This window comes from Solibacillus sp. FSL R7-0668, assembly GCF_038006205.1.
Taxonomy (GTDB): domain Bacteria; phylum Bacillota; class Bacilli; order Bacillales_A; family Planococcaceae; genus Solibacillus.
Window position 1 is genome coordinate 3,070,691 of record NZ_JBBOUU010000001.1, and the last position, 12,405, is coordinate 3,083,095.

Below are 12,405 nucleotides of genomic sequence, written 5' to 3' on the forward strand. Positions count from 1 at the left end.
CCCTCCACAAACTTGCTTTATCCTTTAATTATAAAGCTTTTATATTGTGAAGTAAATTTTGATAGAGCCCTTACAGGATATGGAATTGTCACAAGGGCTACCACATCCACTCAGTGATTTATATGCAGTTGGTCATTTTATGTTGTTTTTATTGTATTCACTCTATGAGCCACTTGCTAAAAAAAGTACCACTTGGCAGCAGGAACTACAGCTTCCTCCCGCACTTCAGCATTATATTGAGCGCTTGTTGACGATCAATACGCCATTTCAGGATGCTACCGAGGCACTACAGGCACTCCATCAATTAAGGGTCTATTTGGAACATTGATTTCCAGATAGGCTCTTTTATCGTCATGATACGTTCAAGTATTACAGCGAAAAAAATCCAAAAAGTTTTATTGAATATATTGACAGCCATTTTTATACATGGTATATTTATTTCGAATTCAAGATAAATGAATTCAACTTAATAATAGCAATTCTTCCCGAAAAACATTGGGAATTTTATTTTAACATAATATCTCGACTTCGAGATAACTTTAGGAGGAAAATGAACATGACAAACTGGACAATCGATCAATCTCATTCAACTGTAGGCTTTGAAGTAAAACACATGATGGTATCAAAAGTGAAAGGCCATTTCGATAGCTACACGGCAAATCTTGACGTAGCCAACCCAGCGGACTTATCGGATGCAAAAATCAACTTTACCTTTGACGTTGCAAGCATCAACACAAAAAGCACAGACCGCGACAATCACTTAAAATCAGCAGACTTCTTTGATACAGACGTTTTTCCACACATCACATTCACTTCTACAAATGTAAAAAAAGATGGTGATGACTACAAAGTAACAGGTGATTTAACGATTAAAGACATTACAAAACCTGTAACATTCGACGTTGAATTTGGTGGTAAAGGAAAAAACCCATGGGGGGTAGAAGTATATGGCTTCGAGGCTTCAGCAAAAATTAACCGTGAAGAGTTCGGTCTTACTTGGAACCAAGCACTTGAAACTGGTGGCGTGCTTGTAGGAAAAGATATTAAAATTAATGTGGGATTAGAAGTAAACCCAGCACAGTAATATTTGCAACTGCTTTTCTAAACAACGAGATAGTTAGCAACTTACAAATTGCATACGAAAAAGCATCTCCACTATAATAAACATGGAGATGCTTTTTTTATACACTTGCAGCGGCTGCATTTTGGTCGGCTTTTACACAGTCAATCGCTACAACTAATGCAATCACGATCATTTCCCATGCCTCATCTAGCACTTGAATTTGATACGTGTCCCCCCATGTCAACCATTCCTTCGTCACGCTGCCAATCACTTGGCCATCCTTCACAACATCAAAATTCATATCCCACAAATTGCCGTTCACTTCAATACCGGCACCGTCAACCGAATATTTCGCCTTAAAAAATGTAAATTCCTTTTTAATCGTAAATATTTGCCGACCCGCTACTTCAACATAAAACGTTGGCAACCAGCTAAAGGTCTTTTTCGTTATTAGTGCCTTTTCATTATGCTGCATATCACTAATCGTAAACGTTTTCGGAATTTGTAGAAAGCTACCTTCGATTTTATACACTTCTTGCTGTAAATCATCAAACACATTAAATCGTCCGCGCATGCTCATGACCTTTTGCTTTAAGTAAAATGATTTCATCGATATCCGCTCCTTTTTGAAAGGCCTTTTCTGTTATACGAAATTGAACATCAGAAAGATTCAAATCAAATACGTTTTACACCGCGGATTCTAGAGCAAAGTGCATCACTTTTGGTGCCGTTGAATCACATAAAATGTACGGCTTTGTCACTTCAATATTCATTTTTCCTGAATTTTTATGGCTCGTAAATGCTGTAGAGTACAAAATCGTATTGTATTTTGAGCAGGCCTGACGAATTTTTTCGAATGGTCCTGTCCCGTCTACAACTTCCACTTCATAGCCATGTTCACCAAAGTACTTTTTGTAGCGCTCCGAAATACGGATATTGCCAATAATAAGTAGCTCCTTATCCTTGTCAACTTGCGCTTTTGGTGTTTTACGTGTTACTTTACGCCCGCCATCTAATAATTTTTTCTCAATCGTATCTACGGCCATATACTGTTCTTCCATAGCCACTTCCATTAACTTAATGAAGCGATTCGATTCGTCTACCCATACCATATCCCCTAAATCGATCGTTACCTGATGGGGCACATCGTGTAGCTGCACATACTCTTGATTTTGCTTCAATACATAAATGTCCTCATCAATTTCTGAAACCGAGGCAAGCTGCTTATATTTATACATCGTCGAACGCTTGTACATTAACCCACTTTGATCGACAAATTGAACATGTTCTTGCTCATCTAAAATCACAAAGCTATGCGCCAATACATCTTGGTCTAGCTCTATAAAGCGTTGATTTCCATCTAATCCGCGGACCACATAGCCATTTGCTAGCGCCATTAATACATAGAGTGGTTCATGGCGCTTTACATGAATAGACTGTAGCCAATCGTCTAACTGTATGGACCGACTTTGATAATAGCTTACGAGCTCCCCCTGCATATTAATACTAATGACTTGATCATGCTTAATAAATGCATTGTCACGATATTTGATTTGCGTCGTTTTGCCATCGACCTTCGCAAATGCCTGATTATGACGCTCCTCCACTGCTACAAAATGGGTAATGCTGTGATCCATCGGGCCTTCTGAATAATGATAATGAAACGGACGGACAAATTCGAAATCCTTCGTCACTTCTACAAACTGAGCATCACTTAAATAAATATGTTGTGGGATGTCTAAAATTTCGTGCCACTGACCATCACCAAAGTTAATGAAATGCCCCTCCTCCTTTACCTTACAATACCCGATACGATTCGTAGCTAAATCGGTTTTAGGTAGTGCTAGACTACGTTCACACATCATATTTTCGGCAATTGCAATAAAGCCTTTCAGCTTCTGCTCTTGCTCAAGCGTCATATTATGCAAGAAATCTGGTCCTTTTTGTAGCCATTTTTCAAAGGTTAGCTCCTCATTTTGTAGCTTTACACGTTTTTCAGCCGTTAGCTGCTGCTGAAGGACACTCACATTCCCAACAAGACGCTCGTTTTCTGCCGCTACCTCCTTTAGCTTTTTGTTCGTTGTAGCCAATTCCTTTTGATGTTCTTTTTTGCCCTCTCTCAAATCATCCTTTGCTGTTTTTACTTGTTGCTTCAAATCGATTACTTGCTCTGTTAGCTGCTTATCGGCTTCTAAATGTTGTACTTTTACGTTATCCTTTGCATTTAGTTCATGCTTCAATGCGCGTACTTTTTCAAGTTGCTCATCGTATTTTTCTTTTTGCTTCTCCCATTTTTGTTGGAGCTCTACTTGTTTTTTTAGGTGTAATTTCTCTTTTTGCTCCAGTTTCTCAATTTTCTTTGCTAAAAAATTTTCATTGCAAATGCTCAGCGTTTCTTCTCTTTTGGATATAATTTCGATCAAATTATCGTGCAATTCTTCTCTAAACGCTTGTGCCTCTTCAAACGCTGGCAGCCAATACACATCTGATACAAACCGAATCGTTTTTCCGAATGTCACCGCTGCAATTAATATGGACGTAGCAAAATTTGCCTGTTTTAAAATGAAGAGGTCTTTTAATTTATCTGCTAACACAATATCAGCATAGCTTTTTGCAAAAATAGCCTCTGGATATTCGCATTTGCTGCTAACAATCCGCTCTTCATCAAAGCGGTGTTGCATTTCATTGACAAAAATAAAGTAAATTAACGCCTGTACCGTTACGACAACAGATTGCTCTTGAACAATCAAATGCAGCTTGCCATCATAAAAGTCCGTAGCATCAAATGCGATAAATTCATCGCCTTCCTTTTTACCAATGACGAATTGAGCAACATTTTTGTCAACTTCATAAGGAGCTGCTAGTGGGATCGCGCTTAAATCAGTAAATAATCGGTCCATTGACACTTGTTCAAAAAATTGCTCTACGGTCTCGCTCTGCTCATTTTTACTTGCCTTATGCTTTACCGTTTTACTCAATTTTTGAAAGATGGTCATTTGCTTTTTTCGATTTACTAATAGCTCTAAAAATTCCTGTGGCTTGTTATGGTACAAATCAATATATTCTTCAAAAAAGGCCATTTCCAAATTGGAAAGCTCTAAAAACCAATCTTTATGTGTAAACTTCGTATAACGGCTTAAATTTTGTTGTAAAGTTTCCTTTTTTAGTACATCCTGCATCATTATCATCATCGTTTAAACTCCCTTAAGTTGATTTTGTAATAATTCCACTCTATTTTTCTATGAAATTCTTTCCATATCTTTATTGTATAAAATAACCGTGACATTTACTGTCCATTTAAAGACAAATTACGGACTTTTATACTACTTAAAAGTTTTTTATTAGATAAATAGGCATCCTACCTCTAATTCGTTTTATTTTTAGATCATTTAAGCCCATACCTTATTACGAAATTATTACAAAATAACATTTATTTTTAATGTTATTGCAAAGTAAGTGAAATATTACTTTGCTATGATTAACCTCGTTAGTTCAATTCAGGCACAAAAATAAAACATACATCGAGGTTTAACATACATCATGAACAAAATTCTTAAAACAATGGCCGCATTTACTTTAGGTACATCCTTATTATTTACATCCGTATCTGGTGCTTCGGCAGCTACATATACCGTAAAAAGTGGCGACACATTATCAAAAATCGCCAAGCAATACGGGACATCTTACCAATCCATCATGAACGCAAACAGTTTAGTCTCAACTAACATCAACGTTGGACAAACACTACAAATTGGTTCGAATGCTAAGCAGACTACTTCAGCTTCAACAAACAGCTCTAAAATGATTTCTGTGGCCAAACAACAATTAGGGACACCTTATGTATTTGGTGGTTCATCACCATCTGGCTTTGACTGCTCAGGCTTCATTTCTTATGTATTTTCAAAATCAGGTAAATCTGTTGAACGCCAAACTGCTGCTGGTTTCTTTAATAAAGCACAAAAAGTATCTTCACCAAAAGCTGGGGACTTAGTATTCTTTAGCAATACCTATAAAAAGGGCATTTCCCATGTAGGGATTTACCTTGGTAATGGCAAAATGATTAACGCAAGTGGCTCTAAAGTTAATATTACCTCTATCCACAATGGTTATTGGGGATCGAAGTTTACAGGCTATGGCCGCATTTAATATCACCTATACAAAAACGCCCTATCTGTGTTCAAGCTACACAAATAAGGCGTTTTTCATTTTGACTTCTCTATATTTCTATGCAAATACCGCTTTGATTTCACCAATTGCCCACGCTAAATCCTCTTTTGAAATAATTAAAGGGGGTGCAAAGCGGATGACTGTCTCATGCGTTTCTTTACACAGCAATTTTCGCTTAGCTAATTGTTCACAATAGGGACGTGCCGCTTCGTTTAGCTCTACCCCAATAAATAGCCCACGCCCACGCACTTCTTTAATAACAGGATTGTCTATTTTACGAAGTTCCTGTTGGAAATACTCACCTAGCTCTAATGAACGAGCAACTAAATTTTCTTCCTCGATCACATCTAATGCAGCACTCGATACCGCACAGGCCAGTGGATTTCCACCAAATGTTGAACCATGTGAACCCGGGTTAAAAACCCCTAAAATATCACGATTTGCAACGACTGCAGAAATTGGGAATACACCGCCGCCCAATGCTTTTCCTAATATTAAAACATCCGGCGTAATATTTTCCCATTCATAGGCAAACATTTTCCCTGTACGTGCTAAACCTGTTTGAATTTCATCGGCAATAAATAGCACATTATGCGCCTTACAAAGCTCTGCCGCCGCTTGAATAAAGCCCGCTGGAGGTACATGAATACCCGCTTCTCCTTGAATGGGCTCAATAATAAAAGCCGCTGTTGAAGGTGTAATAGCCTGCTTTAATGCGTCTAAATTACCATATTCAATTAATTCAAATCCAGGCAATAAAGGACCGAAGCCGCGTTGGTATTCGGCTTCAGATGATAAGGAAATTGCCGCCATTGTACGACCATGGAAGTTGCCCTTACAGCCGATAATTTTCGCTTCATTTGCCGGAATACCCTTTACCTCATAGCCCCAGCGTCGCGCAGCCTTAATTGCTGTTTCAACTGCCTCAGCACCGGTATTCATTGGTAATACCATATCCTTGCCTGTTATTTTTGCTACTTTTTCATACCATACCCCTAATGTAGTACTATGGAATGCACGACTCGTTAGCGTTACTAAATCGGCTTGGTCTTTTAATGCTTGAATAATTTTTGGGTGACGATGCCCTTGATTTAATGCAGAATACGCTGAAAGCATATCCAAATATTGATTGCCCTCTGGATCCGTTACCCATGCTCCTTGCGCTTTTTCAATGACAATTGGCAGTGGATGATAGTTATTTGCACCGAATTGCTCTGTCTTTTCAATAAGTTGCTTTGAATTCATGTCAATCGCTCCCTTTTCAGTCAATCCCTTTGAGTGGTTTCTGAGAGACCCATCCTTTTCTACCCCTTTTTGATGGCCTTACATAAATAATAAGTTGCCCCCTCATCACACTATCATTAGTGTAGCATTTTTCTGACAAATCGTGTGCAAGCCGTTTTATTTTTTATCATCATCCGACCAATCGCTTCAACTCTATTGACGTGAAGTGTCACATCTCTACAAAGCTATCGAAAAAAACATTTCGTAATATTTTCTTTGCTCCATGAAAAAAAGTAGCCCCCAAATTAATCGGTGGACTACCTTCATTTCAACTATTCCTTTGCCTCTTCAATTGCCTGGATTAACGTTGTAAAAATGATTGCCTCTTCTACATCCTCATCGGTAACTTCATTTAAAATTTCAAAATCATCTGCGTCAACAAGTAAAATACTCGCGCCATCTGTTATGAACTCATCTGCTTCTACTTCACCTTCATAATACTGGTACGTTACAAGCACAACATTGGCACCGGCTTCCTCATCAAAAAACGTATACAACGCATCCGCATCGCCATATACTTCTTCGATTGCAGCAGTTAACGCTTCTGTGCCTGCGCTCCACTTTACTTCATTATTTAGCGTTGCCGCAACTAACGATTCTACAAAATCATCAACTGTATTAGTCATCACATTGCCTCCATATTTGCCAATTGCTTGGCGATTGTGTAGTTACTGTATCATAGTTCGTACACTTTGCATAACTTTGGAATGCGACAATCGTAAAATTAGATTCTTATCCTACTTGCATTCCTAATTAATTCTGTCAATCACTTACTATTTCGTAAAAGTAAAACGCATTCCTAACAATTATTTCTTGCTTTTGCGCTATAATATTCGCAACATTTCAAAAATACCTCCTATCCTCTCACTACTATGTTATAGTGTTGTTCATATTTATTAATTTTGAGGTGGGTTTTATGATAGACAATCTTTGGCTCTTTATTACAATTGCCACATTAATCGTCGTTGTACCCGGCGTCGATTTTTTATTGGTTACCAAAAATACACTCAACTTCGGAAAAAGTGCGGGGCATTTTACAACTTTAGGTATCATTTTAGCGCTTTGCATATGGACCATACTTGCTGTTTTTGGCCTAGCTACAATCGTTGCCAGCTCTACATTTTTATTTATGCTGATTAAATATGCTGGAGCCGTTTATTTAATTTGGCTAGGTATACAGGCATTGCTAGCGAAAAAATCGTCTATGGGCGCACTGCTGACAAAGGATCACACCCTTCAAATCCCAGACAATACGCATCGTCACTGCTTTACACAGGGAATTGTTACGGATTTGATGAACCCTAAAACATTGCTTCTTTATGTCACGCTCATGCCTCAGTTTATCAATACAAAGGCAGCCGTTACACCACAGCTATTAATCTTGGCGGGGACACTTATCGCCATTTCGATCATTTGGCTCGTTTTGGTCGTGTACATACTTAATATGATTCGAACTTGGTTTTTACGCCCAACTGTTCAAGCAGTATTCAATAAAATGACCGGCATTATTTTAATTTCCTTAGGCGTAAAGCTCGCATTTGAAAGAAATATATAATGTAAAAGGTTTAGTAACGAATTAAAAACACCCGCTCGATTGCTGTAAAAGAATCAAGCGGGTGTTGCTATTTTTAATCTATAATTCTTTCACTAAATTAAACCATTGCACGCCACCATGCACCGAATCGGAGACGCCGTGATTTTCATAGCCACATGCTTCATAAAAAGCGATTAAGTCTTCCTTACACGTCAATGAAATGGCTCTTCTTTGTTGCTTACGCGCAACGTCTTCTAATGCCACTAATAATTGTTTGGCAAGCCCCTGTCCTCGAAATGCTGGATCTACTGCTAAGCCTAAAATACTTTGCACACCACCAGTCAACGGATTTTCTTTTACATCGGTAAATAAATCATCCGTTATATATAAAGGCTCCATAACAGGGCCATTAACATAGCCGACAACTTTCCCGTTGATTTCAACGACTAAAAAGCTATCCGCTATCATTTGAATACGTTCAATAAATGCCGCTCGTGTCGCTGCTTCTTCAATACTGAATCCCAAATTTTCAATCGTAACTAATCGCTCTAAATCATTTTCTACTACTTGACGAAGCTTCATATTGTGCCCTCCAAGATTTACTTTCAATACGCGTACTACCTAAATGATCGTTCTCAAGTTTTTTACGAAATACTATTTTACAATATTAGGAACGATGAACTTTATACTGCTTCACAATTCGATTTAATTGCTCGGCTAATTGTGTTAACTGCTCGGTCGAAATCGCGATATTTTGCATTGAAGCACTTGATTCTGCTAATGTGCTCGTCGTTTCCTCTACAGCAGCTGTTGTTTCTTCGCTAATTGCTGCAATTTCTTGAACTGTTGCATTAATTTCCTGACTTTCACTATTCATTGCATCCAAACTAGTCCTCATGTCAGCAATTCCCTCGGAAATTGTCACTACTGCCTGTTCGATTTCATTAAAGGTATGCGAAGTTGTCGCTAGCTGGCTCGCCCCGAATTCTACTTGCAAATAGCCGTTTTGCAACGAACCACTTACATTTGTAGAATCACGCTGAATTGTTGAAACAAGTGTTGTAATTTCTGATACAGACTGCTCTACTTGTAAGGCTAGCTTGCGTACTTCTTCTGCCACTACCGCAAAGCCTTTACCATGCTCCCCTGCACGCGCGGCCTCAATCGAAGCGTTTAATGCGAGTAAGTTCGTTTGATTAGCCACATCTTCAATAATGGAGACAAAGGTTGTAATTTTACTCGCTTGAGCATCTAATGCCGCCATTTTCGTGACTGCATCATTCATAACGGTTTGCAATTCATTCATTTGTGCTGAGGAGGCATGCATTAGCTGTGCCCCCTTTTCTGATAGCGCACGTACCGACTGTGACGAGGCCTGTAAAATCGTACTTTGTTGCGCAGTTTCTTGTAAGCGGTTGGAAAAATCATTGACCGTTTCTGAAACTTCTGTGATGGCAAAAGTTTGTCGCTCCGTTCCCGAAGAGATATCCTCCATCACTTGTGCGATTGCTTGTGAGCTAGATGATGTAATTGATACATCCTCTTTTAATTCCATGCTTTGAGCAGAAACCGTTTCTGAGGCAAGCGACACTTCTTGTATCGTGCTATGAAGCTGCTGCTGCATATCCTTCATGTCCTGCATCATCATACCCATCTCATCTTGGCGCTTTATTTTTTCAATTGTTTGGGTTAAATCACCATCTCGTAAACATTGCAGTGCATGCGCCGTTTTCGCAATGGGTGCTGTTAACGATTTACTATAAATCATTGCAATAACAACGGCTATAATGCATGCAAGTACTAAAACAATGATTCCCGTTATAAACATATCTGATTGGATAGCTTGTATGGCTGAAACATCTTGCTTTAGCAGCATGACTCCAATCACTTTTTTTCCTGTTGGATCTAAAAATGGCAAGTAGCTTTCGATTACTTGTACCTTTTCATCAAATACACGTGCAGCGTCACCATTTAATAATTCCTTTAAAGAAATGTCCGTGCTTTTGGCAAGTAATGTTTCTAGCTCTTGCGGATTTAAAAATTGTAGCTGCACTAATGGTAATAATTCCTGAATGAGTTGAATAAATTGATCATTTATCCCAACTTGTACCGTACCAATAATTATTCCATTCACTTCAATTGGAGCAAAAGCACGAATCGCTAGTCCACTTTTCCCATACTCTAGCCCGCTCATCACCTTACCGTTTAATGCCTCTTGAATTGCGGATGTTTCGGACTTGTCGTCACCAAACTGCTCTATATTATGACCGCGCACATGAACGATTCCTTGAGCATCGCCTATTTCAAGTACAGCTAGTTGCTGCTCATGCTGTAGTTTGGCAAACAACGCCTGTATGCTTTCATTAATAGTTGCACGATTTGTTGATTGCAAAATAGCGACCACTTCTGGATTTTTCGCCAATGATGTAGCAATCGCCTGCAGCTGTGCTTTTTCTGTTTCGACTTGGGTATTCACAATATGTTCCATTTGCTTTTGGTCATCATTTTGAATTGAATTAAAACTTGACGTTGTTGCAAAATAATTGACTGTTACAGTTACGAGAACTGGTAAAATACAGACAGCTAATAATAGAAAAATTAGCCTTGCTCTCATTGATTTCTTGCGCACACTTTCACCTCTATGTCATTTATCGCATTATTATTTGACAATATTATCACAATTTTGTCACAACAAACATCATAACAGGAATTATAGGAAATTTGAATTAGATTGTGCAAATTATGGGAGCCGAATAGAGTTCATATTTAGGCGAACTTTATTTAGTTTGAATTTTACAAACGCTTGGACAAGAAAAAGGGTGCCCGAAAAATCAGAGATATTTCTGATTTTCGAACACCCTATATCCACTTCAATTGTCCTTATAGAACTTGCTAAATCAAGTGAAATTAGCGAAAGCGTTTCACATACGGACCGTTTACCGAAAGCTCAATTAATGTAGCAGCCATTTCAACTACTGAAACCGAATAATTTTCTTTAATCCACCAGCGAATACTCTCTAAGAAACCACCTACAACATAGTTGACGATTAACTCCTCGTGAACATTCAATAAATATTGATGCGCCTCAGAGACATAAATCCCGTTTTTAACAAACTCTTTTAAGATTTCATGAATGCCATCTATAAATAACGCATCTGGTTGATAGATCAATAAGGTTTCATACGCAATATGATTGCTCTGAATATGATTAAATAATAAAATTAAATGCTTTGGCATTTCATCTTTATCAATTACATCAATTGGCTTTGGATCTTGGATAACTAGAGCTGCTTTTAAATTTTCTAGCAAGCTTTGCAACAAACCGCCGCGTAATTCGGGAATATCCTTATATGTTTTATAGAAGGTTGGTCTTGTTACATTTGCTTTATTGCATATCGTTTGAATGGTAAGTTGCTCATGTCCCTCAATTAATAAACTTAAATACGCATTATGAAGCTTTTCTATTGATTTAACACGTCTTGGATCTATCTTCATTTTCTATCACCTACTATTTCTATAGTAGCATGAATCATTATTGAAAACAGACGATTTAAAATATCGAAACAAATTATAGCGCTGTCCAACCACCATCAATAACGAGCTCAGCGCCTGTCATAAATCGTGATTCATCACTTGCTAAAAATAGTACACCATGTGCCACATCTTCAGGCTCACCAAAGTAAGGTAACTGTGTAAATGTTTGATAATATGGCATGGCCGTTTCCATTGTATCCTCGGTCATTGGTGTCACAATAATTCCTGGGTGAACTGAATTTACGCGAATTTTATCTTTTCCGTATTCCACAGCAGCAGATTTTGATAATGAACGTAATGCACCTTTTGCTGCAGTATAAGGGCTTGATCCAGCCATACCTACAATTCCACCAATTGACGAAATATTAATTACCGAACCACCACCAACTTTTTGCATTTCAGGAATCGCATATTTCATTCCTAACACACAGCCATTTAGGTTAATATCCATAACCCAATTCCACTCCGACATTTCCATCGTTGCGAAGCTTTTATTAATTGCGACACCCGCATTATTTACTAAAATATCTAATTTTCCATACTTTTCAATCGTTTGTGCGACAACAGATTTCCATTGCTCTTCCGATGCAACGTCTTGTTTGATTGCTAATACTTCGCCACCAGCTGCTTCAATTTCTTTTGCAAGCTCTTGTAATTTTTCGTCATTGACATCCGTCGCTACAACTTTTGCCCCTTCTTTTGCGAATAATTTTGCCTCGGCAGCGCCCATTCCGTTTGCTGCCCCAGTAATAATAGCTACTTTATCTTTTAATCTCATCTATAATCCCTCCGTTAGTCGAATTGAACTTAATTTACATTTTGT

General features: G+C 38.2%; 12 protein-coding genes. 4 read left to right on the forward strand and 8 right to left on the reverse strand.

The features are described 5' to 3' along the window. The first annotated feature begins 79 nt into the window (after positions 1-79). Both MKX47_RS15435 and MKX47_RS15440 read left to right on the forward strand, forming a co-directional pair. On the forward strand, positions 80-328 hold the full coding sequence (locus MKX47_RS15435; protein WP_340775883.1) for a hypothetical protein: 249 nt from the start codon (positions 80-82) through the stop codon (positions 326-328). Positions 329-556: 228 nt separating this feature from the next. Continuing rightward, a complete protein-coding gene (locus MKX47_RS15440) occupies positions 557-1,084 on the forward strand; it encodes a YceI family protein (RefSeq protein WP_340775885.1) in 528 nt (175 codons plus the stop codon). Positions 1,085-1,181: 97 nt separating this feature from the next. Here the strand turns inward: MKX47_RS15440 and MKX47_RS15445 are convergent, their stop codons facing one another. Further along, the gene (locus MKX47_RS15445; protein WP_340775888.1) at positions 1,182-1,673 is read right to left on the reverse strand and encodes an LURP-one-related/scramblase family protein; all 492 of its coding nucleotides are present in this window, start codon (positions 1,671-1,673) and stop codon (positions 1,182-1,184) included. A 76-nt stretch (positions 1,674-1,749) separates the two neighbouring features. Next, the gene (locus MKX47_RS15450; RefSeq protein WP_340775890.1) at positions 1,750-4,254 is read right to left on the reverse strand and encodes a hypothetical protein; all 2,505 of its coding nucleotides are present in this window, start codon (positions 4,252-4,254) and stop codon (positions 1,750-1,752) included. Positions 4,255-4,603: 349 nt separating this feature from the next. On the opposite strand from MKX47_RS15450, the gene MKX47_RS15455 reads away from it, so the two are divergent. Further along, the gene (locus MKX47_RS15455; RefSeq protein ID WP_340775893.1) at positions 4,604-5,209 is read left to right on the forward strand and encodes a C40 family peptidase; all 606 of its coding nucleotides are present in this window, start codon (positions 4,604-4,606) and stop codon (positions 5,207-5,209) included. Between the two features lie 78 nt (positions 5,210-5,287). Here the strand turns inward: MKX47_RS15455 and MKX47_RS15460 are convergent, their stop codons facing one another. Beyond that, positions 5,288-6,475 (reverse strand): ornithine--oxo-acid transaminase, encoded by a 1,188-nt coding sequence (locus tag MKX47_RS15460; protein ID WP_340775896.1) that lies wholly within the window; start codon positions 6,473-6,475, stop codon positions 5,288-5,290. 311 nt (positions 6,476-6,786) lie between these two features. Continuing rightward, positions 6,787-7,140 carry a hypothetical protein gene (locus tag MKX47_RS15465; RefSeq protein WP_340775900.1) on the reverse strand — a complete coding sequence of 118 codons (354 nt, stop codon included), beginning with the start codon at positions 7,138-7,140 and terminating at the stop codon, positions 6,787-6,789. A 290-nt stretch (positions 7,141-7,430) separates the two neighbouring features. On the opposite strand from MKX47_RS15465, the gene MKX47_RS15470 reads away from it, so the two are divergent. Next, positions 7,431-8,069, forward strand: coding sequence for a LysE family translocator (locus MKX47_RS15470; protein WP_340775901.1), 639 nt, complete (start codon positions 7,431-7,433; stop codon positions 8,067-8,069). 78 nt (positions 8,070-8,147) lie between these two features. Here the strand turns inward: MKX47_RS15470 and MKX47_RS15475 are convergent, their stop codons facing one another. The 4 genes from MKX47_RS15475 to MKX47_RS15490 form a co-directional block, all read right to left on the reverse strand. After that, positions 8,148-8,630, reverse strand: coding sequence for a GNAT family N-acetyltransferase (locus MKX47_RS15475; protein WP_340775904.1), 483 nt, complete (start codon positions 8,628-8,630; stop codon positions 8,148-8,150). An 85-nt stretch (positions 8,631-8,715) separates the two neighbouring features. Further along, complete coding sequence (locus MKX47_RS15480; protein ID WP_340775906.1) at positions 8,716-10,677, reverse strand: methyl-accepting chemotaxis protein; 1,962 nt, start codon at positions 10,675-10,677, stop codon at positions 8,716-8,718. 278 nt (positions 10,678-10,955) lie between these two features. Continuing rightward, positions 10,956-11,543, reverse strand: a complete 588-nt coding sequence (locus MKX47_RS15485) for a TetR/AcrR family transcriptional regulator (RefSeq protein ID WP_340775910.1) — start codon at positions 11,541-11,543, stop codon at positions 10,956-10,958. A gap of 73 nt (positions 11,544-11,616) precedes the next feature. Continuing rightward, positions 11,617-12,360, reverse strand: coding sequence for an SDR family NAD(P)-dependent oxidoreductase (locus MKX47_RS15490; RefSeq protein ID WP_340775912.1), 744 nt, complete (start codon positions 12,358-12,360; stop codon positions 11,617-11,619). Positions 12,361-12,405 lie beyond the last annotated feature (45 nt).